The organism is Pseudomonas sp. S2_B10 (genome assembly GCF_054668425.1).
In genome coordinates this window covers 2,775,583-2,800,805 of record NZ_CP162768.1, presented here as the reverse complement: position 1 = coordinate 2,800,805, position 25,223 = coordinate 2,775,583, and the positions used below count along the sequence as shown (strand labels likewise).

Sequence of the window (25,223 nt, the reverse complement as noted above, 5' to 3'; positions counted from 1 at the left end):
GACGTGAGCCATGATCAACGTAGACCTGCAACAACTCATCCAGGCGCTGGACGCCGAAACCCGTCGTGATCTGGAACGTTCGGCCGAGCGTTGCGTCGCCCGTGGCGGGAGCAAGATTCTGGTCGAAGACTTGCTGCTGGGCTTGCTCGAGCGTCCGAACGGTTTGCTGTCGCGCGCGTTGCAAGATGCTGACGTCGACGCCGGTGAACTGACCGCTGCATTGCAGTCGCGGGTCGAGCACAGTGCTTCGCGCAACCCGGTGTTCGCCCCGGAACTGGTGCAATGGCTGCAAGACGCGCTGCTGGTGGCCAACCTCGAGCTGGGCCAGACCCAGGTCGAAGACGCCGCGCTGATCCTGGCGTTGCTGCGCAACCCGATGCGTTATGCCGGCAGCCGCTATCAACCGCTGCTCGCCAAGCTGAACATCGATCGTCTGAAGGAATTTGCCCTGTCGCAACAGGAGCAACCGGCGGCCAACGGCAAGCCGGCGGCGCAAGGCGAGTCGCTGTTGCAGCGCTTCACCCACAACCTGACCCAACAGGCCCGCGACGGCAAACTCGACCCGGTGCTGTGCCGCGATGGCGCGATCCGGCAGATGGTCGACATCCTCGCCCGTCGGCGCAAGAACAACCCGATCGTCGTCGGTGAGGCCGGTGTCGGTAAGACCGCCATCGTCGAAGGCCTCGCCTCGCGCATCGCTGCCGGTGAAGTGCCGCAGGTACTCAAAGGCGTTGAATTGCTGTCGCTGGACATGGGCCTGTTGCAGGCCGGCGCCAGCGTCAAAGGCGAATTCGAGCGTCGTTTGAAAGGCGTGATTGATGAGGTCAAAGCCTCGCCAAAACCGATCATTCTGTTCATCGACGAAGCTCACACCCTGATCGGCGCGGGCGGCAATGCCGGCGGTTCCGACGCGGCCAACCTGCTGAAACCCGCGCTGGCCCGTGGCGAACTGCGCACCATCGCCGCGACCACCTGGGCCGAGTACAAGAAATACTTCGAGAAAGACCCGGCGCTGGCGCGTCGCTTCCAGCCCGTGCAACTGCACGAACCGACCGTCAGCGAAGCGGTGACCATTCTGCGTGGTCTGGCTCAGGTCTACGAGAAGAGCCACGGCATCTACCTGCGCGATGACGCGGTGGTGTCCGCTGCTGAATTGTCCGCGCGTTACCTGGCCGGTCGGCAACTGCCGGACAAGGCTGTAGACGTCCTCGACACCGCGTGCGCCCGCGTGCGTATCAGCCTCGCTGCGGCCCCGGAAAGTCTGGAGCGCCTGCGTGGCGAACTGGCTGAAGGCGGCCGTCAGCGTCAGGCCCTGCGCCGCGATGCCGAAGCCGGTCTGCTGATCGACCACGAAGCGCTGGAAGCACTGGAAGCGCGGCTGGACGAAGCCGAAAGCGAGATGGTTGCGCTCGAGACCCTGTGGACTGAGCAGAAAGAGCTCGCCGAGCGTCTGCTGGAACTGCGTCAGCAACTGGCCAAGGCCCGCGAGGCTGCAGCTGTTGAGCCGACCGTCAGCGTGGAAGAAGACGCCGAAGGCACCGTGATTGAAACTGTGGTCGCCGAACTCGAAGAAGGCCAGAGCGTCGAAGCTCTGGAAGCTCAGCTGCATGAAACCCACGCCGCGTTGACTGCCGCGCAAGTCAAAGAACGCCTGGTCAGCTTCGAAGTCTGCCCGCGTCTGGTTGCCGAAGTGATCAGCGCCTGGACCGGCGTGCCGTTGGCGCAACTGGCCCGCGAGCACAACGCCAAGGTCGCCAGTTTCGCCACCGATCTGCGCACGCGCATCCGTGGTCAGGAACAAGCCGTGCACGCGCTGGATCGCTCGATGCGCGCGACCGCTGCCGGTCTGAACAAGCCTGATGCACCGGTCGGTGTGTTCCTGCTGGTCGGCCCGAGCGGCGTCGGCAAGACCGAAACCGCGCTGGCACTGGCGGACCTGCTGTACGGCGGCGACCGCTTCATCACCACCATCAACATGTCCGAGTTCCAGGAAAAGCACACCGTCTCGCGTCTGATTGGTGCGCCACCGGGCTACGTCGGTTACGGCGAGGGCGGCATGCTCACCGAAGCCGTGCGCCAGAAGCCGTATTCGGTGGTGTTGCTCGATGAAGTCGAGAAGGCTGATCCGGACGTGCTCAACCTGTTCTACCAAATCTTCGACAAAGGCGTGGCCAACGACGGCGAAGGTCGCGAGATCGACTTCCGCAACACGTTGATCCTGATGACCTCCAACCTCGGTAGCGACAAGATCAGCGAACTCTGCGAATACGGCGCGCGGCCGACCGCCGAAGTGCTCGAAGAAACCATTCGCCCGGTACTCAGCAAACACTTCAAACCGGCGCTGCTGGCGCGGATGAAAGTGGTGCCGTACTACCCGGTGGGCGGCCCGGTGCTGCGCGAGCTGATCGAGATCAAACTCGGCCGTCTCGGCGAGCGCCTGAACCGTCGTCAGCTGGAGTTCAGCTGGTGCCAGAACCTCGTCGATCACCTGTCCGAGCGCTGCACGCAAAGCGAAAGCGGCGCGCGCCTGATCGATCATCTGCTCGATCAACACGTGCTGCCGCTGGTGGCCGATCGTCTGCTTGATGCGATGGCGACCGGCGAGAGCCTCAAGCGTGTGCATGCCACGCTCGACGGCAACTCCAGCGTGACCTGCGAGTTCGTCTGAGGTGGGCGTGATGTTCACTCAGGTGCCGCAGCCACTGGTCTACGCCGAAGCGTTGCTGGCGCAGTTCGCCAGTCTGTCGCGGGCGGCGGACAGTGCTGCGCTGCTGAGTGAATTCGTCCGTGGCCTGGCCGAGCTGAGCGGCTGTGAATTGACGCAGCTGTATCTGCTCGATGCCACCCACACTTGCCTGGGGATGAACGCCGAGTGCCTCGACGGTGCGCTGCAACCGCGTCAGGCGGCGAGCCTGCCAGCGGATTACAACGGCGAGCAACTGCTGCAATTCGCCCTGTGCCAGAACCGCGTGGTGTGCCTCGACGACCTGACCGGCAGCCTGCACGAAACCAGTTTTCTACCGGCGGCGAGCACGCCGTGGCAGTCGCTGTTGTGCGTGCCGCTGGTCAATCAGCACAAGTCGGTCGAGGGCTTGTTGCTGTGTGCCAGTCGTCGTCGCACTGACTTGCAGGGTTTCGCCGACTCCCTCGGCCAGCTCGGCTCGTTCGTGCTCGGCCAACTGCATCTGCTGCAACGCCTGCGTCAGCCAGCCGCCGAATCGGCCACCGCCACACGCAGCGTGCCGAGCATCAGCGGCTACGGCCTGATCGGCAAAAGCGCGGCGATGCGCCAGACCTATTCGCTGATCAGCAAGATCCTTCACAGCCCGTACACCGTGCTGTTGCGTGGCGAGACCGGCACCGGCAAGGAGGTGGTGGCGCGGGCGATCCACGATTGCGGCCCGCGTCGCTCCCAGGCGTTCATCGTGCAGAACTGCGCGGCGTTCCCGGAAAACCTGCTGGAAAGCGAACTGTTCGGCTACCGCAAAGGCGCCTTCACCGGCGCCGATCGAGATCGCGCAGGGCTGTTCGACGCGGCCAATGGCGGCACGTTGCTGCTCGATGAAATCGGCGACATGCCGTTGTCGCTGCAAGCGAAGATTCTGCGCGTGTTGCAGGAAGGCGAGATCCGTCCGCTGGGTTCTAACGACACGCACAAGATCGACGTGCGCATCATCGCCGCAACGCACCGTGATCTGGCGGCACTGGTCAGCGAAGGCAAGTTCCGCGAGGACTTGTACTACCGCCTCGCACAATTCCCGATCGAGCTGCCGGCCCTGCGTCAGCGCGAAGGCGACATCCTCGATCTAGCCCGGCATTTCGCCGAGAAGACCTGCACCTTTCTGCAGCGTGATCCGGTGCGCTGGTCGGATTCGGCGCTGGAGCATCTGTGCGGTTACACCTTCCCCGGCAACGTTCGCGAACTCAAGGCACTGGTCGAGCGCGCGGTGTTGCTCTGCGAGGGTGGCGAGTTGCTCGCCGAGCATTTTTCCCTGCGTCTGGAACCGATGCCCGAAGACAACAGCGGCCTGAATCTGCGCGAACGCCTGGAGCAAGTCGAGCGCACTTTGCTCCTCGATTGCCTGCGCAAGAACGACGGCAACCAGACCCTCGCGGCCCGCGAACTGGGCCTGCCACGGCGCACGCTGCTGTACCGCCTCGGGCGCCTGAATATCAATTTGGGTGACTTTGATGGTTGAGCTACAGCACTTCTTCGAACCCAACACATACCCTGTGGCGGGGGGATTTATCCCCGTTCGGCTGCGCAGCAGTCGCAGTCCGGTACATACGGTTTCACTGAGAAATCGCGCTGGCAGGTTATGGGGGCGCTGCGTACCCCAACGGGGACAAGTCCCCTCGCCACGGGAGGTCGCCGTACCTCCAGGCTATGGCTCAAGGCCCCGATCTAGAGGCTTCGAGACCACCTCAAAAACTTATTTCAGCGCCGCCCGCAAGGGTCGGCGCTTTGTGCTTTGTCTACACCTGGAGACCCTCTGATGTCTGTTCGTCACTGGCACGCTGTCCTGCTGACCCTCGTCGTTCTATGCGGCCTTGGCGGCTGTAGCGGCAATTACAAATTCAACGACAACGACTATCGCCCGTTGGGTGATCCGCAAGCGGTCAATCGCGGCAAGTGACCGCAAGGAGCATCAAACATGGAATTGGTTTTCGAAATGCTGAACACCAAGCAGTTCGTGCCCACCGAGCTTTGCCAGCGGACCTTCAAGCAGGCCGGCGGCGTGATCGGGCGCGGCGAGGACTGCGACTGGATCATCCCTGACCGCAAGCGGCACCTGTCCAATCATCACGCGATTGTCAGCTACCGCGAGGGCTCGTTCTTCCTCACCGACACCAGCAGCAACGGTGTCCAGGACGGCAGCAGTGGCGCACGCCTGCACAAGGGCGAGCCGGTGCGCATCGAGCACGGCAGCACCTACATTCTCGGCGACTTCGAGATCCGTGCGCGGCTGGTTCGTGATCCGGCGACCTTCGACGGCGAAGTCGGCCGCCCGCGCGCCGCTGGCAGCATCATTCCGGACGACGCGTTCCTCGACCTCGACCCGCTCAACGCCCTCGAACAGCAAGAGCGCGTGTACTCGGAAATCGACGAACTGCTGTCGCCTACCGCCAAGCCGGAAGATTCCCGTCAGCGTGCCGACTACGCGCGCATCGATATGGAAAGCCTGATGGTCCCGGAGCTAATTGCCGCCCCGGTCGAACCTGAGCCGGCGCCTGCACCGAAAGCCGTCGAGCGTCAGAGCGAAGGATTCTGGGAGCACTTCGGCGCGGCGCTGGGCGTCGACGTCAAAGGCCTCAGCCACGACGAACGCGAAGCGCTGGCGCTGAACGCTGCGCGCCTGCTGCGCCAGAGCATCGGTGGTTTGCAGCAGAGCCTGCGCACCCGCTCCGAGCTGAAAAATGAACTGCGTCTGGCGCAGACCACCGTGCAGGGCACCAACAAGAACCCGCTGAAATTCGCCGTCGATCCGAGCGAAGCACTGCAAATTCTGTTGCAGCCAAGCAAGCCCGGCCATCTGCCGGCCGAGCAGGCGATCTCCCGCGCATTCCGTGATTTGCAGGCGCACCAAGTGGCTCTGCTGACTGCCAGTCGCGCCGCCGTACGCGGCACGCTGGAGCACTTCTCGCCAGAGCAGCTGACCCTGCGTTTCGAGCGCGACAGCAAGCCATTGATTGCAACATCGGGTGGGCGCTGGAGAGCGTTCGGCCGCTATCACCAGGCACTGCGTCAGGACGATGACTGGAGCGAGCGTCTGCTGGCCCGCGACTTCGCCCAGGCCTACGAAGAACAGATCCGCCTGATCTCCACCCTCCACACCGACCACCAAGGATGATGCGCATGTCTCGCCGCTCGACCGCTTTTTCAAGACGCTGACTGCGCTCACCGTGCTGGTGCTGCTCGCTGGTTGCTCGTCGCTGTCGCCGTACTCGAAAGTGACCAAGATCAACCTCAAGCTGACCGGCAGCGATCAGCTCAATCCGGACCTCAACGGGCGGCCGTCGCCGATCGTCGTGCGCCTGTTCGAACTCAAGCACCCGGTGACCTTCGAGAACGCTGATTTCTTCAGCCTCTACGAGCGCGCCAAGGAATCCCTCAACCCGGATCTGGTGGCCAGCGAAGAACTCGAACTGCGCCCGGGTGAAACCGTGGAACTGAAACTCAGCGTGGAGGAGGGCAGCCGTTACGTGGGCATCCTCGCCGCCTATCGCGACCTGCCGGATACGCAATGGCGCCACACCGTGCAGATCACTCCGCTGGAACTCACCGAGGCTGATCTGACCCTCGATCAGGCCGGTATCCGCAACACCCAACAAGTGCTCGCCAAGGCGGATGACTGATCATGAACACCCATAAAGTCATTTGGCAGGAAGGCATGCTGCTGCGACCGCAGCACTTCCAGCACAACGATCGTTATTACGATCACCAGATGAAAACCCGCACGCAATTGCTCGGTGGCTACACCTGGGGTTTTCTCAATCTGGAAATCGACTTGCAGTTCCTCAACATGGGCAAACTGGTGATCAGTGAAGCCTCGGGGATTCTGCCGGACGGCAGCCTGTTCGAACTTGGTGGCAACACTGAGCCGCTGGCGCTGGACGTGCCGCCGAACACCGGCAACACGCCGATCTATCTGGCGCTGCCGCTGGTCACCGGCAACCACATCGAGGCCCGGCGCCCGGAGCAATCCGACGTGCTCGCGCGCTACACCGCGTATGACGCCGAAGTCGCCGACTCCAATGCCGGCGACGATTCCGCCAGTCAGGTCAGCTGCGGTCGCCCGGATTTCAAACTGTTGCTCGGCGAGCAGCAGAGCGATCAGGCCTACGTGAAGCTGAAAATCTGCGACGTGCTCGATACCACGCCCGACGGCGTGATCAGCCTCGACCCGGACTTCGTGCCGACCTACATTCAGGCCCACGCCTCCAGCTATTTGCTGTCGTGCCTGAAAGAAGTCATCAGCATGCTCAGCCACCGTGGCGACACCATTGCCGAGCGGATTCGCTCCAACGGCAAGGTCGGCGGTGCGGAAGTCGGTGACTTCATGATGCTGCAACTGATCAACCGCACCGAACTGCTGCTGCGTCACTATCTGGGTCTGGAGCAGGTGCATCCGGAAGAGTTGTACCGCACGCTGCTGACCATGCTCGGCGATCTGGCGACCTTCTCCGGCGAGAGCAAACGCCCGCGTCTGGACAGCCGCTATTCCCACGCCGATCAGGGCGCGAGCTTTCGCAAACTGATGGAAGCGATCCGCCAAGTGCTGTCGATGGTGCTCGAACAGCACGCCATCGAACTGATCCTGCAGGCGCGTCAGTACGGCATCATCGTCTCGCCGTTGCACGATCACAAACTGCTCGGCTCGGCCTCGTTCGTGCTGGCAGCCAGTGCCAACTGCGACTCCGAAGAACTGCGTCAGCGCTTGCCGCAGCACCTCAAGGTCGGCCCGGTGGAGCGCATCCGCCAACTGGTCAACCTGCACTTGCCGGGGATCAAGGTCAAACCGTTGCCGGTGGCCCCACGGCAGATCGCGTTCCACTCGAACAAAACCTATTTCATCCTCGAACTCAGTTCCGAAGACCTGGCACAACTCGAGCGCTCCGGCGGTTTCGCGTTCCACGTGTCCGGCGAATTCGCCGAGCTTGAACTGAAATTCTGGGCCATCAGGAACTGACCGACATGATCAAGGAAACGGATTACAACCAGGACGACAAAACCGTCCTGCTCGACCGTCAGGGCCACGGACCGGCATCGAGTCCGCTGACCGACTTCGCCGCGCCGCCGCGTTTCGAGCAACTGGAAGAACGCATGATCTACGCCGCGCGCCTGCGTCCGGCGGAGGCGTTCAATATCAGCCTCAACTCGCTGGTCGCCGCTTCTTCCGATCTGCTCTCGGAAGTGGTGCGTCTCAAGCACAGCGAGACCCGCGAAGATCTGTACGCACTGAATGAGCGGCTGACCGCCGGGCTGAAGTTGTTCGAAGTGCGCGCCCTGCACAACGGTGCGGAAAGCAGCCAGGTAATGGCCGCGCGTTACGTGCTCTGCACCGTGGTCGACGAAGCCGTCGTGACCACGCCGTGGGGCAACGAAAGCGAGTGGTCGCAGATGAGCCTGCTGAGCAGCTTCCACAACGAAACCTTCGGCGGCGAGAAGTTTTTCCAGCTGCTCGATCGGCTGTCGAAAAACCCGGTCAAGCACCTGCCGATGCTCGAACTGATGTACCTGTGCCTGTCCCTCGGTTTCGAGGGCAAGTACCGCGTGCAGGCGCGCGGCATGCTTGAGCTTGAAGGCATCCGCGACGCCTTGTACCGGCAGATCCGTCAGTTGCGCGGCGACGTGCCGCGCGAGTTGTCGCCGCACTGGGAAGGTCTCAACGATCAGCGCCGCAACCTGGTGCGCATCGTGCCGGCGTGGATGGTGGTGCTCTTTACTCTGGTCTGTCTGGTGGTGATGTATTCGGGCTTCGCCTGGGTCCTGAGCGAACAACGCGACACCGTTCTGCATCCTTATCAGCCGCTTGATCCAGCCGCGGTGCAACCGCAGGCGCAGCCGTAAAACAGGGACGTGTGATGAAAAAGTTTTTCAAGAAAGTCGGCGCCTTCCTGCGCCAGACCTGGGTCTGGACTCTGCTGCTGGTGCTGTTCGTGGCGCTGCTGGTGTGGTTCGTCGGCCCGTTGTTGGCGGTCGATGATTACAAGTTCTGGGAAAGCGCGACCTCGCGCCTGCTGACCATCAGCGTGCTGTTCCTGATCTGGGGCCTGACCATGGTCTTCGTCAGCTGGCGCGCCGGTATCCGCAAGAAAGCCGAGGAAGAAAGCGAGGACGGTCAGGACCGTATCCGCCGCGAAGAGCTGATCGACGAAGAACAGAAAGAGTTGAAGGCGCGTTTCAAGGACGCGCTGAAAACCCTGAAGACGTCGAGCCTGTATCGCGGTCGCAGCGAGCGCTGGCGCAGTGACTTGCCGTGGTACCTGCTGATCGGTCCGCAGGCCTCGGGTAAGACCAGCCTGCTGGACTTTTCCGGTCTGGAATTTCCGATCAACAAGATCGACCGCAAGCTGACCCGCGACACCCTCGGCACCCGTCATTGCGACTGGTATTTCGCTGATCACGGTGTACTGATCGACACCGCCGGGCGTTACACCACTCAACCGGACGCCGAAGTCGACGGCAACGCCTGGACAACACTGCTGGAGCTGCTGCGCAAGCGTCGTCGCGGTCGTCCGTTGAACGGCGTGCTGGTGACCATTCCGGTGGAAACCCTGACCGGCGGCAGCGAGCAGGACATCGAAACCCTCGCACGCCAGGTGCGCAGCCGTCTGCAGGATGTGCATCAGAAACTGCACGTCGACGTGCCGGTGTATCTGGTCCTGAGCAAGGCTGACAAGCTGCTCGGCTTCGACGAGTTCTTCGATCAACTGACCCGCGAAGAAAGCGATCAGGTGCTCGGCACCAGTTTCCGCAAGGATCAGGTCGGCACCGACGTCACGGTCCTGCGCAACGAGTTCGAAGAGCTGCTGCGCCGCCTGAACAGCCAAGTGATCATGCGCATGCACTCCGAGCGCGACACTCAGCGCCGTGGCCGCATCCTCGACTTCCCGCATCAGCTCGGGCAGATCGGCGAGCGCCTGTGCCTGTTCGTCGACATGGCGTTCACCGGCAACCGCTATCAGCGCGCCACGCAACTGCGCGGTTTCTACCTGACCAGCGCGCCGCACCTGACCCAGGAAATGAATTCGACCACCGCCGGCATCGGCGCCAGCCTGGGCATGAACGCCGGCGTGCTGCCGACTCTGCGCAGCGGTCGTTCGCGATTCATCCACCACTTGCTCAGCCAGGTGATTTTCCCCGAGGCCGATCTGGCCGGTCTGGACAAGCGCGAGCGCAGCCGCATTCATTGGGGCCAGCGTGCGCTGTACGTCGGCGCACTGGCAGCACTGGCACTGTTCGGCATGCTCTGGGCCGGTGGTTTTTCGGCCAACTACGAGCGTCTGGAAAACCTGCGCACGCTGGCACAGAACTGGACCCAGCAACGTTCGGCCGTAACGCCGCGCGATGACGCCATGGGTGTGCTGAAAGTTCTCGACACCAGCTACGCCGCGACCCAGGTGTTCCCGAGTAAGGGCGACGTCTCTTACCACGAGCGTGGCGGCCTGTATCAAGGCGAAGAGATCAACCCGGTGGTGAAAACCGCCTACGAGCGTGAGCTTGAAGCGCAGTTGCTGCCACGGGTGGCGACCATGCTCGAAGGGCAGATCCGCGCCAACATGAAGGACCGCGATCGCCTGCTCAACAGCCTGCGCGCGTACCTGATGCTGAACATGAAGGATCGTCGCGACGCGGCGTGGCTCAAGGACTGGGTCGCCACTGACTGGTCGCAGCGCTACACCGGTAACACTGCGGTGCAGAATGGTCTGAACACGCACCTCGAGCGTTTGCTCAAGCAGCCGTTCATTTATCCGCTGAACGATCAACTGGTCACGCAGGCGCGTCAGGTCCTGCGCAGCGAGTCGTTGGCCAACGTGGTTTACCGCATGCTCCGCGAGCAGGCGCGCAACCTGCCGGACTACCGCTTCAGCCAGCACCTCGGCCCGCAAGGTTCGTTGTTCATCGGCACTGAATACGTGATCCCGGGTTTCTACACCCAGCAGGGTTATCAGCAGTATTTCTCGGTGCAGGGCGCCGCGCTGGTCACCGACATCCTGCGTGACAACTGGGTGCTGGGCGAAGGCGCGGGCATCAGCGACATGGATTTGCGTCGCCTGATGGTCGAGCTTGAGCAGCTGTACTTCCGCGACTACGCCAACTACTGGAGCGAAGCCGTTGGCCAGGTCGCACTGCCACCGATCAGCGACGCTGGCGAAGGCGCCGAGCAACTGGCGGGCCTGACTTCGGCCAACTCGCCGGTCCTCGCGCTGCTCACCGAAGTGCGTGAAAACACCCGCTTCGAAGCCGCGGCTGATCCGGTCGATGAAGCCGGCGAAGCCGCCGATGCGCTGGCCGGACAGAAAGGCAAACTGGGCAAGGTCGGCAAACTCGCCGCCGCTGCCGCCGACAAGGCTTCGGCGCTGAACGTGGCGAAGAACCTGCCGGACACCGCGAAGAAATCCCTGCAACGCCGCTTCGAACCGCTGCATCGTCTGCTCGACGACAACAACGGCCCGGGCGCTGACCTGACGCCAGCGTTCAGCGCGCTCAACGACCTGCAACTGCAACTGGCCGGTCTGGCCCGTTCCAGCACGCCGGAGCAAGCTGCGTTCGAGATGGCCAAGACGCGCATGAGCGGCCAGCGTGATGCGCTGACCAACCTGCGTAATGCCTCAGGTCGTTTGCCGCGTCCGCTGAGCGTGTGGTTCAACGTGCTGGCCGAAGACTCGTGGCGTTTGGTGCTTAACGATGCCTACCAATACCTGAACGGCCGTTATCAGAACGAGCTGTACAGCGTGTACGGCAAAACCATCAGCAAGCGTTATCCGTTCAGCGCCAGCAGCACCAGCGATGTGGCGATCAGCGACTTCCGCGAGTTCTTCCGTGCTCAAGGTACCGTCGACCGCTTCTTCGACAGCTACATGCGTCCATTCGTCAGCGGCGATCCGGGCAACTACCGCATGCGCAGCGTCGACGGTCACAGCCTGCCGGTATCGAAGGTCTACCTCGATCAGATGGCGGCGGCGCAGACCATTCGCCAGAGCTTCTTCTCGATCAACCCGGCCGAGCCGACCGTGCAGTTCAAGCTTGAGCCCTACACCCTCGATCCGGCGGTCAGCCGCTCCGAATTCAAGTTCGGTGACAAGACCATGGAATACCGTCACGGCCCGATCCTGCCAATGACCTTCAAGTGGCCGACCGATGCTGAAGACGGTCGCACCAGCCTGGTCATGGACAAGATGGCCGGGCGTCCGATCGGGATCGAGAAGAACTCCGGCCCATGGTCGCTGTTCCGTCTGTTCGACCTGATGCAGACCGAGTACCTGAACGGTCGCGACGTGCTGGTACTGAAAGCCGACGTGGGCGGCCTGCGCGCCAACTACCTGCTGACCAGCCAGCGCACGCCGAACCCGTTCGACATGGGCGTGCTGCGCACCTTCCGTATGCCGGTGCAGCTCTGATGCTGGTGGCCAGTCCCTGGCGCAGCGCGGCGCGTACCGACCCGGGCAAGGTGCGGGCGCGCAACGAAGATGCCTTCCTCGATTCCCCGCAGCATGGGCTGTGGGTGGTCGCGGACGGCATGGGCGGTCATCAGGGTGGCGACATCGCCAGCCAGTTGATCGTCGCCAGCCTGGCTGAGTTGCCGCAACATGAGGATTTCGACGAACGCCTCAAAGCCATCCGCCAGTGCCTGCACTGGCTGAACCGGCGACTGGGGCAAGAGCTGACGGTCACCGCCGGACGCCACGACAGCATCATGGGCAGCACCGTCGTCGCGCTGCTGGTTGAAGGCAATCGCGCGGCCTGCATCTGGGCCGGCGACAGTCGTTGCTACATGTGGCGCGGGCAGCGGCTGTATCAACTGTCCAAGGACCATTCGCTGCAACAGCAACTGATCGACGAGCAGCAAATGAGCGTCGAACAGGCGGCAGCGCACCCGGCGGCTCAGGCACTCACCCGAGCCGTCGGCGCCGCCGACACACTGACCCTGGATGTGCTGGAACTCGAGGTCTATCCGGGCGATGTGTTTTTGCTCTGCAGCGATGGTTTGTATCAGGGCCTGAGCAGCGATGCCCTCGGCAACGCCCTCAGCCTCAGCGCGCCGCACGTGGCGCTGGAACGTTTGTTCGACGGCGCCCTGCGTGGCGCTGCGCGGGACAACCTGACTGCCGTGGTGATCCGCCAATGAGTGAACTCGAATCGCCCATCGATGACCTGCTGATCAGCGAAGAAGAGGCCAGCAACCTGACCTACTTCGCCTTCGCCAAGGGCAACAAGGCCGAACCGTTGCTGGCGCCGACCAAGGCCAGCATCGGTGCGCTGCCAGATGTACTCGCCGGTCGCTACCACCTCGAGCGTCTGCTCGGGGCCGGTGGCATGGGCGCCGTTTACCGGGCGCGGGATCTGCTGCATGAGCAGTTCGGCGATCCCGACCCTTACATTGCGCTGAAAATCCTCAGCGAAGAATTTGCCGAATCGCCGGACGCCAGTGCCTTGCTCTACAGCGAGTTCGCCCTGACCCGACGCCTGCGCCACGACAACGTCGTGCGTGCACACACCTTTGAAGTCGACACCGACTGCCAGCGGGCCTTCATCACCATGGAATACATGCGTGGCCTGACCCTGGACAAATTGCTCTGCGAGCGGCCCCTCGGCTTGCCGTGGAAAGAACTGCGCGACATCGTCCTGCCGCTGCTCGACACGCTGGTCTACGCCCACGGTCGCGGCGTGCTGCACGGTGACCTGAAACCGAGCAACGTCATGCTCAGCGAAGACGGCCTGCGCCTTTTCGACTTCGGTCTGGGACAGGCAGAGGAGGGCACCTTGCCCGGCCTGCCGCACCTGAGCCGCGAGCGTTTCAACGCCTGGACCCCGGGCTACGCCGCCCCCGAACTGCTTGAGGGCCAACCATTGTCGGCCAGCGCGGACGTGTACGGCGTGGCCTGCGTGATCTATGAACTGGCGGGCGGCAAACACCCGTTCCGCCGCTTGCCCTCGACCCAGGCCCGCGACGAGCACCTGGAGCGCGAGCTGCGCGCCCCAGCGAATCTACCCCAGCACGGCTGGCAAGCGCTGCGAACCGCGCTGAGCTTCAACCCGGCAGAACGCACCATCACTGCCCAACAATTGCGTGACGCCTTGGGCGCCACTTCGTCCTGGCTGCAACGTCTGCGACTTCGGGCGTAACGGATGACATTCGAACAGGGAGCACACGATGTTCAACTCAGCTAACGAAACCCACTTCAGCCTAAAGGTCGAAGACTACGTCGGCGACCTGCAAGTGCTGTCGTTCACCGGCACCGAAGGCATCAGCCAGGCGTATCGCTTCGACCTCGAACTGGTCAGCGAAAACCCCGATCTGGACCTCGAACAACTGCTGCACAAGCAGGCGTTTCTGGCATTCGATCCACAGGGCTCGGGCATCCACGGGCAGATCTACCGCGTCGCCCAGGGCGATGCCGGCAAGCGCCTGACCCGCTACAAAGTCTCGATCGTGCCGCAACTGCAATACCTGCATCACCGCACCAACCAGCGCATCTACCAGCAGATGTCGGCGCCGAAAATCATCGCGCTGATCCTTGAAGAGCACGGCATCAAGAGCAACGCCTACAGCTTCCAGCTCAGCCAGCCGTGCCCGGATCGCGACTACTGCGTGCAGTACGACGAAACCGACCTGCATTTCGTCCAGCGCCTGTGCGAAGAAGAGGGCATTCACTACCACTTCCAGCACAGCGAAAAGGCCCACCTGCTGGTGTTCGGCGACGACCAGACCGTGTTCCAGAACCTTGGGCAGCCAACTGCTTATGTGCAGGGCAGCGGTATGGTCGCCGACGAGCCGGTGATCAAAGCCTTCAAACTGCGCCTGGAAACCCGCACCACCCGCACCACGCGCCGCGACTACGACTTCGAAAAACCGCGCCTGCGAATGGAAGCGGCCTACAAACCGGACGGCGACAGCACTGAACCGGATCTCGAAGACTACGACTACCCCGGCCGCTTCATCGACCGCGCCCGAGGCAAGTTCCTCAGCCAGCGCGCCCTCGAACGCCACCGCGCCGACTACCGCCAGGCCGAAGGTCGCGGCGACCAGACCAAACTGGTCAGCGGCCACTTCATGGAAATGTCCGACCACCCGCGCAGCGAGTGGAACGACCTCTGGCTGCTCACCGAAATCTTCCACGAAGGCAAACAACCGCAAGTCCTCGAAGAAGGCGTGACCAGCGACACCACCGACGAAAAAGATGACTTCCACCAGGGCTACCGCAACCGATTCCTCGCCACCCCGTGGGACGTGTTCTACCGCCCGGCCCTCGAACACCCGAAACCGCGCGTGCTCGGCAGCCAGACCGCCATGGTCACCGGCCCAAAAGGCGAAGAAATCCACTGCGACCAATACGGCCGCATCAAAGTGCAATTCCACTGGGACCGCGAAGGCTTGGCCGACGACAAAACCAGCTGCTGGCTACGCGTCTCCAGCTCCTGGGCCGGCGACCGCTACGGCGCCATCAGCATCCCGCGCATCGGCATGGAAGTCCTCGTCACCTTCCTCGAAGGCGACCCCGACCAACCGCTGGTGACCGGCTGCCTGTACCACAAGGAAAACCCGGTGCCGTACGCACTGCCGGCGAACAAGACTCGCAGCGTGTTCAAAACGCTTAGCTCACCGGGTGGCGGTGGGTACAACGAACTGCGCATCGAAGACAAGAAAGGTGCGGAGCAGATCTACATCCATGCGCAGCGCGATTGGGATGAGAACGTTGAGCACGACCAGAAGATTCGGGTCGGCAATGAACGCCACGACACGGTGGTGAAGAACACTTACACCGAGCTGAAGGCAGAAGAACACCGCACCACGATCTCTGACCGTAAGGTTGAAGCGAAGCTGGATGATCATTTGACGGTTGGGCAGAACCAGCATGTGAAGCTGGGCACGGCGCAACTGACCAGCGTGGGGAAAGAGATACACCTCAAGGCTGGGGACAAGATTGTTATCGAGGCGGGGACGGAGCTGACCATTCTTGGGGGTGGGAGTTTTATCAAGCTTGATGGCGGTGGGGTGACGGTGGTTGGGCCGGTGATCAAGATCAATGCCGGGGGCTCGGCTGGGTCGGGTACTGGCATCGGGATTAAACCGCCGGTGCTGCCGGGTGCGGCGGATAAGGATAAGGCGGGGAGTTTGATGGATCAGGCGTTGTTGAATGCACCGACTGAGAAAGTTAAACCGAAGGCTTTTTTTGTGTTTTCCGAGTGATCGACATGAATCGTGTTTTGAAGAAGAGCAATGGCATCGCGATAGCGGTTTTCACCGCGTCGCTGTTGAGCCTGTTTCATGGCAGCGCTTATGCGGATGAATGTCCGTCCGAGGACTTTTCCCAGTTTCTGCCGGCGTTTTCTGCGAATGCTGAAACCCAGCAGCGTTTGACTGCGATGACGGTGAAGTCGCTGGTGTTGAAACCCGAAGGAGAGGGGCGGACTCTTGAGCCGCAAACGGCGGAGATCAACAGCTCCACATTGGCGTTTCCGCTGATGGCACCTTTAGCCACAGACAAGACAGACGGGGTTGAAGTCGAAATAATCGACGACAGTCACGTCAACGTTGTGGACAAGCGAGCGGGTAACAGCAACATCAAGATTTTCAATTTTTCTCGTCAGGCATGCTGGGTACTCGAGGGCGTCGAGAACTGGTCGATCAATGATAAAGACCTTGTTGAAGGGACCACGCCGACCCTGAGTACCGCCGAGAACTTTTGCTATCAGCGTGCGCGAACTTACGGACGCCTTGGTGGCCTGGACAAATACTCCCTGACGGGAGAACTCTTTGAAGCAGCATTGGAAAACTACCTGTGTGCAGCAGCTTCCGGCGATCCTCAGGCAAGTCTCAGTGCTGCCAGTCTGAGCCTTTCCGGAATGGCATCGCAATTGGAAACAGAGAAGGTCGAAGCCCTGTTCAAGGCCGCCGCTACTACTCTGGCAAGCGGAGCTTCTGCATTGTCCACATTCTATTGTTATGGCAATGACACAGACCCCGAGGGCCCTTGTCAGCATCCTGAAGAAGCAGAAAGGGAATTGATTCGCGCCGCATCGATGGGCTCTTCCGATGCTCAAAATAAACTGGGTGATACATTCGAGACCGGTAGATTGGTAACCAAGGATGCCTCCAGAGCACTGGATTGCTATCGCTTGGCCGCCAGTAAAGGAAATGCCACCGCCCTGAGTAATTTAACCAGATTGAAATCGCAAACCGCTGACGCCACAGAATCCAGCCATTGCTATTGATTTGCAGGATGCAGAAATGACAGAACCATTAGATTTAACGGGTAATTACGAAAACCGTGGCTACGTGTACAAGATGGGCGGCGATGGCATAAAAACAAATGCGGCCGGTAATAAGTTAATCGACTGCTCGCACATGGTTAATTTGTTACTAACGGGGGCTGGCTATAAAATCCCGTATCAAGACACACGTGTAATGGTGGACTCCACTTACTACACAACCGTGGTGCCACCCGACGTCAAGAAAGGCGATATCGCTCTTTGGATTAATGAAGATCCGCTGGGTGGTGGAGATAAGTTATTTCATACCGGTATTGTTGTTGACGTTAATCCTACCGGTACTGCAGGCAAGTTCTTCGGCGCGCAGACGAGGAAAGGGCCGTCATTTACTTACTTTGGCACTAAAGATCCGGCCTTCTACTGGCCCATTCCTACAAAATTTCTCAGGGCTAAAGAAGAGTATAGAACCGGCGCAGCGGAACAACCGGCCCCTGCCCCCGCTCCTGCACCAACGCCTGCTGGACCGGAGCCTGTTCTAAACTTTCAATTCCCCATAAGAAAGGCTGATGGGAAACAGTTCGACAGTGCCAATGAACTGTATACCGCCATCGAAAATGAGACCTCAGGTCAATACCTTTTGGGTAGCTATAACTTTTGGCACGGTGGCATTCATATTAGCAATGCCAGTGCATCCTACTGTGTGAAAGACGAGCCCGTACGATGCATGGCGGATGGTGTGGTTGTAGCCTATCGCCTCAACGAAGATTATTTACAGTCGGAGTACGCTGGAGATAAACCGGCCAAGCTTAAATACTCTAATTCTTTCTGCCTGGTTCGGCATGACTACAAGTCGCCCGCTAACCCGGAAGAAGGCCCGAACAAAGGGAAACAAAATAAGCTGGTATTTTTCAGTCTTTATATGCACTTGATGCCCTATAAAGGCTACTTGCCTACAGAGGAGGAGTTGGGTAAGCCGAAGATAAAGTTCACGGTGGGAGATTTTACTGCCCGCAGTGATTCTGAGGAAGGTCCGGAATGCGTGAAGTATGGGCTGATTTCTGCGGGCTCTGTCTTTGAAGTTCTAGAAGAAAAGCTTGCCAGCAACGGTATCACTTACGCCCGAGGTAAGTTGTTAAGTGGCAAGGTGCCTAACAGGAAATTAGGGGAAGAATCCTGGTTTGCTTATAAGAAAGATGGTGTGGCAGTCAAGAATAAAAAAGACACCGCGATCTGGAGCGCAATATTACCGCCGGAACGAACCCGGCCAGGCTATTGGAAGGGGCTGGTTAAGGCTCGTGTCAGCGCCCCGAACGGATTGCCGTTGTTCGCAGCGCCCAAAGCTGTTGCTAACGGTGAAAGTGCTGGTGAACCGCTGGGAGAAATGGCCCTTTGTTTGAACAGTGAAATTAAATTCGACGGCACCAAAGTATTTAATCTGAAGGTTGGAAGTTCTCTGGTTCGGATGGCTGAGTGCACCTGCCTGTCTGGCGGTTTGAGAGGCGCAGGAACGGTTCCGTCAACATTCTGGGCGAGCGTCGAAGATATCGGTAACGGTCGGATGGTCACGTGGGCCGAAGTCACACCTGCCGAATTCGATAAGGTAATTGCTTGCGAAGCAGCGATAAAAGCAGGCCATCCAATAGGGTTTTTAGGCTTGCAGGAGAACCTCGGGAAAGTTGAGGGTTCAATCTCTAGCAAATATCACGCTCATATTGAGATATTCACCAGTGATACCGGCCTCGATAAATTCTTGCAGAATGAAGCTGCCCTGAAAATTGGCATGAGTTACCTGAATCTGCCGGCGGGCACGGTACTTGCCAGTAAGGCGACCACGGGACAGCCTGCGACCCTTGAGTCCAAACATATAGTTCCTATGGGATCGGTCTCTGTGTTCAAAGACTCAAAAGGGGTTGAGTGGTATGAGCCGACCGTTACAGAGAAAGATAAAAAGCTGACGGGCCTGATCAAAAAGGCAGATGTTACCTTTACGTCTGCAGGTGCTCAGTTGATATCTCAACATGATTGGGCAAAGTTGGGATATGCAGTTGTCAAAGAGGGCGATGAGAATTCAGATGGTTTTCTTGATCCGGACTCGATGCCGCCTTTTTTCAAGGAGCTCCATGCGAAACTCGACGCTTTGGGTGACAAAGATGGTGAAGTTACCTCCGCGGACTTGAACTCGGCATTGAAGAATGTGGAGTTCCGGGATAAATGGACAAAGTTGATTGCTTACCACCCCACCGAGTGGCAGGCGAAGTCTTCCGAGCCCAAGTGGAGTCGTCTTGATCAATTGCTCGCTGAGTCGCCAAAGTTACTGGAACATGAAAAAGAGCGGATTGACAAGCTTGTTTTTTGGGATGAGCTGGCGGGTGCGTTACAGATGCCTCTTCCGAAACAGGTCTATCATTTTCACCCGATTGCGTTCGTCAATAATTTCATGAAGTTTGCCGTGCCTGGAAAAGGTTGGGCGCACAGTGCGTTTGCCAATTTGCTCGCGAGCGTTGAGTCGAATAATGATTACACTGCTTACAACAGGACCAAGGGTGGACTGAAAGCGTTTTATAAAACTGATTTGACTACGTTGACCATCGCTGAACTACAGCAGAAACAGAAGGACCGGGATATTTTTGCGGCGGGTCGCTATCAAATGGTTCCTGACACGATAAATGGTGCTGTGAAAAAGCTCGAACTTGCTTCCACGCTTAAATTTGACGAAGAGACTCAGGATAAGATTTTTGAGGAATACTTGATAAAAGTTAAGCGCAAGGCATTCATCCAGTATCTGGAAGGCGATGGCGACGTCGAAAAAGCTGCCTATGCCTGGGCCTTGGAATTCGCCTCGGCAGGTGTAAGAAAGGGCAAGACCATTAGCCCGGTGCCGAAGAAAGATGAGCACGGAAACATCGAAATGAAAGACGGCAAACCGGTGATGCTCGCGAGGGTCGCAAGCTTTGAGGGACAGTCGTATTATGCGGGCGACGGTCTCAATACCGCTCACATTTTGCCGGCTGACATGGTTCGTGTTCTCGAGGAGTCAAAAAACAATGGCAAGTAAGTTATCAGCGTCCCGCTTGTTTTGGCTGGGCGCGCTTTTTCTCTTCTCGTGTTTTGCCAAGGCCGATGTGCCGCGGTTCGAAAACTATAAAGTCGACGAAATTTTTAAGGGCCAACATCACGACGCTGTTGCCAGTGATGAAAATAAAAGCTGGGCTGAGGGGCGCAAGAAAGCCATCAAGCAACCCGTAAATTTTGCGGGCCATTATGTTGTTTACGCAAACGGCTGTGGCGGCGGGTCTATCTGTGGCGAAATTCTTGACGTGAAAACGGGGGAGGTTGTTACGTCCTTTCCTAATGCTTATTACATCATCGGAAATGACGGTACCGCACCCTACGCGGCCGTCTACAAGCCAGACAGCAAATTGCTCGAAATTATGGGTGTAGCGGCCGATCCGGAAGTGGATGTAGAGGGTAACGATCTCGAGGAGGGTAACCGGCAGCGCTTCTACGAGTTCGATGGCAAGAAGCTCACTCTGATCGAACTTGTCGATCAGTAAATTTGGTTTATTCCAAGGGGAAAGGTGACGGATGTGCCTCTGGCTAAGTCCGCACCTCCCCTTTCTCCAGCGTGTTCATTTCCTGCGTTGTCGCCATCGACTATCCCTGATGTTGCAACGACCCGTTTGCACTCCTGGGATTCCGGGCGCAGGTGGGAGTAGGGCGGGTAAATTCAGTTCAACCCTTTAGCGGCATCACTAATCGGTCTGACTTGGACGATGCCGGCGTTAGCTGAAACCACCACATTGAGTCCCGTCAACGGTGTCGACACGAAATCAGCCCCAAATCCGGCACGTTTGAAGAGTTGCAGCCGGACTGCGGCGATGGCTTCGTTAACCTGCGCGTCGACAAAAAACGTAAGACGTTGCTCAGCACTTACTGGGGCATGAACGGACCAGATCAATGCATCACCCGACTCACCAAACGCAAAGCCTGAATGACTCAAGGAAGAACCCCGTGAAACGTTTTGTTTTTACCCTGCTGGCCGTGCTACTGCCGGTTTCAGCGGCCTATGCGCAGGATGACTGCAGCCATGTCACCTCAAGCCTGGAAATGGTGCCCTGTTCGGAGGCGGCGAAGAAGGCTGCCGATGCGCAGTTGAACGTCAGCTACAAGCAGTTGATGTCGCGGCTTGAGTCTGACTATCGAGCAGATCCGGCGTTGGGTGCGGAGTACGCGGCGAAGGTTAAAGAGTCGCAACGTGCGTGGTTGAAATTGCGCGATGCTAACTGCCCTTTGGAGGCATTCGAGATCGAGACTGGGATGCCGGCGCATGTGTTCGCGGTTAACTTGTGCATCGCCAGAATGAGTCGCGAGCGCTCGGCGTATCTGGACAAGATTGTCCCTGCGCTTGCATCCGATAAGAGCGCTTCGACGGCACCGACCAGCGACGCTTGCCCCTCGGAGGAGTTCGCGCCTTTCCTGACCGCGTTTTCCGCCAACAGCGAATCACAACGCCGTCTGACTGCAATGACGGTCAAGTCGCTGGTGTTGAAACCGGTAGCTGGGAAGGATCGACGTACCTTTGAGCCTTCGACCTCGGGTGTCAGTGGAACAACCTTCACCTATCCGCTGATGGCTGCAATCACGCCCGGCAAGACACCTGGGGTCGAGATTGAAGAGGTTGATGACAGTCACGTCAACGTGGTGGATAAACGGGCCGGCAACAGCAATATCAAGATCTTCAACTTCTCTCGTCAGGCGTGCTGGGTGCTTGAGGGGATTGAGGATTGGTCGGTCAGCGAGAAGGATCTTGTCGCAACGGATAACCCGGGAATGAGCCGCGCCGAAAACTTTTGTTATCAGCGTGCAGAAGCGTTGGGTGGGCTGGGGTCTCTTGAGCAATACGGGCTGACTGCGGAGCTGATTGAAGCGTCGCTGGAAAATTTTGTGTGTGCTGCAGAGTCGGGCGATGCACAGGCGAGCCTGTCGGCGGCGAGCCTGAGTCTTTCGCAAATGGCATCTCAGTTGGAAACCCCTAAGGTTGAGGCTTTGTTCAAAGCGGCCTCGAAAATACCAAAGGGTGCGCTGGGCTATGCGACGTTTCTTTGTTCGGGAAACTCCACCGACTATAACGGCCCTTGCCTTCATCCCAAGCAGGCAGAAGAGCAGGTTATTCGAGCGATTACCATGGGCTCCACAGACGCGATGAATTATCTGGCTTCTACCTTTGAAGCAGGCGAGTGGGGAACGAAGGATATGTCTCGAGCGTTAGCCTGTTATCAAATGGCGGCTGACAAAGGTGATCAGCTGGGCCTCTTCAACGTGGGGCGATTGGGATCGTCAGCCACGGCGCCCATCAAATCCAGCCACTGCATTTGAATTTCGAGGGCCTGTTTGAGGCGGTTTTGCACAAGTTTTGCCTGAATCCCTCAGGCTAAAACGTTTAACGCTTGAGCATCTGACTCCCCCGATTTTCCTTTAAACTCCCCACCCCCAAGGAACGCGCTCAGGACACGGAATGCCAGCCCCTTCTTCCTCGCTTCGCCCAGCGTTGGTGCTTTGGCTATATGCCGCTGCGATCACGCATATCCTCGCCGGTCTTACCCTGACCTGGGCCGGTGACTCCGGCTTGCTCGATGGCTACGTGCAAGTCCTCGAACTGTCGTTCTGGGGTGCCGATGCGGTTCCCACCGCCGGCCGCGAACAACAAGTCTGGTGGCTCGCGCTGTTCGGCGCGACGTTGCAAAGTTATTCGCTGTACATGTTCGCGCTGGTGCACTTGGGCAATCGCTTGAAAGCTCCGGCCATCTGGGGCTGGTTGATCGCCGGCATCCTGTTATGGGCGCCGCAGGACATGTGGCTCTCGGCGCAACAGCAGGTCTGGTCGCACGTGTGGCTGGATGGTTTAGCTCTGTTGGTGTTGTTGCCGCCGCTGTTTTGGCTGTACAGACATGACCGTCAAAGGAAGGAGTAACAGCGTGAAAGTATTTTCGATTCTTCTCGGTTGCTTGCTCTCTGCTGCTTCATCCGCATTGTTTGCTGGAGAAGCGTGCAACCCAGACAGTTTGTCCAACCCGGACTTGATCACCTGCGGCCAGCAAACCTTCAAGAAAGTCGATGGTGTCTTGAACGAGCAATACAAAAAAGCGCTGTCGACTCTGGCTCCTGCGGAGCAAAGCCACCTGAGAGATGTGCAAAAGAACTGGGTGCGCTTCAAAGAGTCGTTTTGCGAAGAGCTTTACCAAGCTGCGTTGCCGGGTGCTGAGGCGCCAATCGAGAGGCTTGGGTGTCTGGTGCAGACGACCAATGCTCGGCTGGGAGAGTTGATCGCTCTACAGACGGGTTTACTGCTGGATGGTTTTTACAAAGCGGCATCCGCGATTGCAGGGAAGGATCGTGAGAGAAATTTAGCGGCCTCAATCGAGCGGCTGGGAGGGGATCAATTCGATGATCCGCTTTGGAAGAAGTACGCAGAAGGGCACTGCCAGATGGCTAGCCGTCTGTTGCGTGAAGACGTCGCCTACTGCGTGGTGAGGATGCGCTTTCAATTACCCATGAACCGCTAAAGGAATGTTTGGTTTGAAATTTTCGTCTGCATTGTTTTCCGCGATGCTCGTTTTCATTCCTCTGGCGGCTCATAGCGAGGTCACGACCGGGGTTTTTTGCTTTCGCTCCTACGAAGGCAAACCCATAAATTTTGAATTCCGAACCTATTACGACTCTGTCGCCAAATGGAGCGGTGCTGGCGTCAAGTACAGCAAGTCGAAAAAGGCAATCGGGCTGGTTCATCGCAGTACTGAACAAGAAGAACTCGTGTATGGCCGGCCCTACCAGTACACGACAACTTGGGTTGAAGTAGTTGATGGCGCACTGACAGGTGAGTATCAGATGGTCACTCAGGGTGGCCGGGTTGATGCGATGACGTATACGAATTACAAGTCTGCAAAGAAGTATTCGTTTGAAAACGATTACAACGTGGATGCGAAACCTGAAACAGGTTGCCAGTGGTGAAGCAGGGAATATTCAAAAAGGGGACTTAACGTCCCCTTTTTTTTCATTCACCAATCTCGCTACGGCTTGGCCGCCACGCTTCGCACTTCAATGTGATCAAGCGTCCCTTCCACCATCAATCTGACCCCGTCCGCCATCCTACTCAATGCCAATGCAACCGAGCGGCGTGAGCCATCTATGTCGTCCGCAAGGTCCGCAGCGATTATGCTGATGGATAGCAGGTCTTCCGAGGCGTTGGCCAGGAGGGCTTCGGCATCGATGTCCGGGTTCAGGCTGAACAGGCCTTCAGGGCGTGGGGCCTGAGAGAGGTCAGATTTGCCGAAGTGGTGATCGAGGGCGCGTTCGGCGGCTTCATGTAATTTTCTTGAATCGAAGGATTCGTAGGGGGAGGTGTCCTCGGTGTTGGTATTTGAATTGGTCATCGGTGTAAATCCCTTGGAGTAAGAAGAAATTGCTCCCGAATTCGGACTTGCACATCCGGTCACCGAATACCCGATGACGCAGGAAGCCTATCGGTGATCTTCAAGCTCGCCTAGTTCACGGACAGCCCCGCACTTTGCAGGAAACTTCCCATGGATTCGCGGGGCGGAAGATCAAAAGATCGCAGGCTTCGCCAGCTCCTACAGGGATGTGTTTCAACAGGTGTAGGACGTTGCTTGCGGAATCGTGACTTGGCGGTCATCGTGCGGGAAATGGTCTGCATCCTCTTCCAACAGCTTCAGATACTGGCGTTATCGTCCGAATCCCTTACACTGCCCCGGCCGTTCATTTTCCTTTTGAGGCTGTGCGCATGAAATTTCGTTTTCTCCTGTGGATGATGGGTTTGTTGATGGGTAAGGCCAGCCGGACAAATCCTGCGTTCCAGCAGCAGTTGGGTGACAAGGATCTGGTGTTTCAGCTGCAGACGCTGGACGGGAAAGTGGCGCGGCATTTCGTGGTCAAGGATCAGCGCATCACCAGCAAGTCTGGCGTGGTGCCGGAGCCGGCGTTTGCGATTGCGTTTAAAGACGCGGGTTATGGCTTTGCCACGATGCAGGCGAAGAACAAGCAGTTGGCGTTTATGCAGGGGATTCAGGACAAGTCGATCCAGCTCAAGGGCAACCCGGCGCTGGTGATGTGGTTTCAGGGGTTGATGAAGTATTTGAAGCCGAGGAAGGCAAAGGCCAAGGCTTGAGATTTTTTTGGGTTGGCTTCAAGCGAAGCACAATGAAGAATCGTGCGTTCTTTGGCTCGCAAAGTCTTTATTCAGGCCTGTAAAGACGGTCGAACTGTCATT

The 25,223-nt window shown here is 58.8% G+C and carries 20 protein-coding genes and 1 pseudogene; 19 read left to right on the top strand and 2 right to left on the bottom strand.

All coding sequences use genetic code 11. The annotated features are described in order from the left end of the window. The first annotated feature begins 10 nt into the window (after positions 1–10). From tssH to AB4O45_RS12570, 14 genes and pseudogenes are all read left to right on the top strand, one after another. Positions 11–2,668, top strand: a complete 2,658-nt coding sequence (tssH, locus tag AB4O45_RS12635; protein WP_236167785.1) for a type VI secretion system ATPase TssH — start codon at positions 11–13, stop codon at positions 2,666–2,668. A gap of 10 nt (positions 2,669–2,678) precedes the next feature. Further along, positions 2,679–4,199, top strand: coding sequence for a sigma-54 interaction domain-containing protein (locus tag AB4O45_RS12630; protein WP_236167784.1), 1,521 nt, complete (start codon positions 2,679–2,681; stop codon positions 4,197–4,199). A gap of 297 nt (positions 4,200–4,496) precedes the next feature. Then, the gene (locus AB4O45_RS12625) at positions 4,497–4,637 is read left to right on the top strand and encodes a hypothetical protein (RefSeq protein ID WP_003229566.1); all 141 of its coding nucleotides are present in this window, start codon (positions 4,497–4,499) and stop codon (positions 4,635–4,637) included. 18 nt (positions 4,638–4,655) lie between these two features. Next, positions 4,656–5,852: a type VI secretion system-associated FHA domain protein TagH gene (gene tagH / locus AB4O45_RS12620; protein ID WP_016772508.1), complete on the top strand. Its 1,197-nt coding sequence runs from the start codon at positions 4,656–4,658 to the stop codon at positions 5,850–5,852. 5 nt (positions 5,853–5,857) lie between these two features. Further along, positions 5,858–6,357, top strand: a pseudogene (gene tssJ, locus AB4O45_RS12615) (type VI secretion system lipoprotein TssJ). Positions 6,358–6,359: 2 nt separating this feature from the next. Then, entirely contained in the window at positions 6,360–7,691 is a 1,332-nt protein-coding gene (tssK, locus tag AB4O45_RS12610; RefSeq protein ID WP_016772510.1) for a type VI secretion system baseplate subunit TssK, read from the top strand. A gap of 5 nt (positions 7,692–7,696) precedes the next feature. Beyond that, a complete protein-coding gene (icmH, locus tag AB4O45_RS12605; RefSeq protein ID WP_016772511.1) occupies positions 7,697–8,572 on the top strand; it encodes a type IVB secretion system protein IcmH/DotU in 876 nt (291 codons plus the stop codon). A gap of 14 nt (positions 8,573–8,586) precedes the next feature. Further along, positions 8,587–12,126 (top strand): type VI secretion system membrane subunit TssM, encoded by a 3,540-nt coding sequence (tssM, locus tag AB4O45_RS12600; protein ID WP_460161452.1) that lies wholly within the window; start codon positions 8,587–8,589, stop codon positions 12,124–12,126. Then, positions 12,126–12,854 (top strand): PP2C family protein-serine/threonine phosphatase, encoded by a 729-nt coding sequence (locus AB4O45_RS12595; protein WP_041476618.1) that lies wholly within the window; start codon positions 12,126–12,128, stop codon positions 12,852–12,854. The genes tssM and AB4O45_RS12595 overlap by 1 nt, the downstream gene beginning before the upstream one ends. Next, complete coding sequence (locus AB4O45_RS12590) at positions 12,851–13,852, top strand: serine/threonine-protein kinase (RefSeq protein WP_236167781.1); 1,002 nt, start codon at positions 12,851–12,853, stop codon at positions 13,850–13,852. Before AB4O45_RS12595 ends, AB4O45_RS12590 begins: the two co-directional genes overlap by 4 nt. A 28-nt stretch (positions 13,853–13,880) precedes the next feature. Then, the gene (locus AB4O45_RS12585) at positions 13,881–15,917 is read left to right on the top strand and encodes a type VI secretion system Vgr family protein (protein WP_460161451.1); all 2,037 of its coding nucleotides are present in this window, start codon (positions 13,881–13,883) and stop codon (positions 15,915–15,917) included. 5 nt (positions 15,918–15,922) lie between these two features. After that, entirely contained in the window at positions 15,923–16,942 is a 1,020-nt protein-coding gene (locus AB4O45_RS12580) for a tetratricopeptide repeat protein (RefSeq protein ID WP_256807621.1), read from the top strand. Positions 16,943–16,958: 16 nt separating this feature from the next. Next, on the top strand, positions 16,959–19,994 hold the full coding sequence (locus tag AB4O45_RS12575; protein ID WP_256807623.1) for a hypothetical protein: 3,036 nt from the start codon (positions 16,959–16,961) through the stop codon (positions 19,992–19,994). Continuing rightward, on the top strand, positions 19,984–20,493 hold the full coding sequence (locus tag AB4O45_RS12570) for a hypothetical protein (protein WP_252877119.1): 510 nt from the start codon (positions 19,984–19,986) through the stop codon (positions 20,491–20,493). Before AB4O45_RS12575 ends, AB4O45_RS12570 begins: the two co-directional genes overlap by 11 nt. Positions 20,494–20,666: 173 nt before the next feature. Here the strand turns inward: AB4O45_RS12570 and AB4O45_RS12565 are convergent, their stop codons facing one another. After that, a complete protein-coding gene (locus tag AB4O45_RS12565) occupies positions 20,667–20,939 on the bottom strand; it encodes a hypothetical protein (RefSeq protein WP_252877118.1) in 273 nt (90 codons plus the stop codon). An 11-nt stretch (positions 20,940–20,950) separates the two neighbouring features. Here AB4O45_RS12565 and AB4O45_RS12560 point away from each other — a divergent pair, with 11 nt between their 5' ends. From AB4O45_RS12560 to AB4O45_RS12545, 4 genes are all read left to right on the top strand, one after another. After that, positions 20,951–22,315 (top strand): lysozyme inhibitor LprI family protein, encoded by a 1,365-nt coding sequence (locus tag AB4O45_RS12560; RefSeq protein ID WP_256807625.1) that lies wholly within the window; start codon positions 20,951–20,953, stop codon positions 22,313–22,315. 139 nt (positions 22,316–22,454) lie between these two features. Further along, the gene (locus tag AB4O45_RS12555; protein WP_460094482.1) at positions 22,455–22,910 is read left to right on the top strand and encodes a cell division protein; all 456 of its coding nucleotides are present in this window, start codon (positions 22,455–22,457) and stop codon (positions 22,908–22,910) included. Between the two features lie 4 nt (positions 22,911–22,914). After that, positions 22,915–23,502 (top strand): lysozyme inhibitor LprI family protein, encoded by a 588-nt coding sequence (locus AB4O45_RS12550; protein WP_237143798.1) that lies wholly within the window; start codon positions 22,915–22,917, stop codon positions 23,500–23,502. 13 nt (positions 23,503–23,515) lie between these two features. After that, on the top strand, positions 23,516–23,947 hold the full coding sequence (locus AB4O45_RS12545) for a hypothetical protein (protein ID WP_252877114.1): 432 nt from the start codon (positions 23,516–23,518) through the stop codon (positions 23,945–23,947). A gap of 59 nt (positions 23,948–24,006) precedes the next feature. Here the strand turns inward: AB4O45_RS12545 and AB4O45_RS12540 are convergent, their stop codons facing one another. Continuing rightward, positions 24,007–24,369 (bottom strand): DUF6124 family protein, encoded by a 363-nt coding sequence (locus AB4O45_RS12540; RefSeq protein WP_056790830.1) that lies wholly within the window; start codon positions 24,367–24,369, stop codon positions 24,007–24,009. Between the two features lie 368 nt (positions 24,370–24,737). Between AB4O45_RS12540 and AB4O45_RS12535 the strand changes: the two genes are divergently transcribed. Continuing rightward, positions 24,738–25,121: a hypothetical protein gene (locus AB4O45_RS12535; protein WP_056790828.1), complete on the top strand. Its 384-nt coding sequence runs from the start codon at positions 24,738–24,740 to the stop codon at positions 25,119–25,121. The last annotated feature ends 102 nt before the right edge of the window (positions 25,122–25,223 follow it).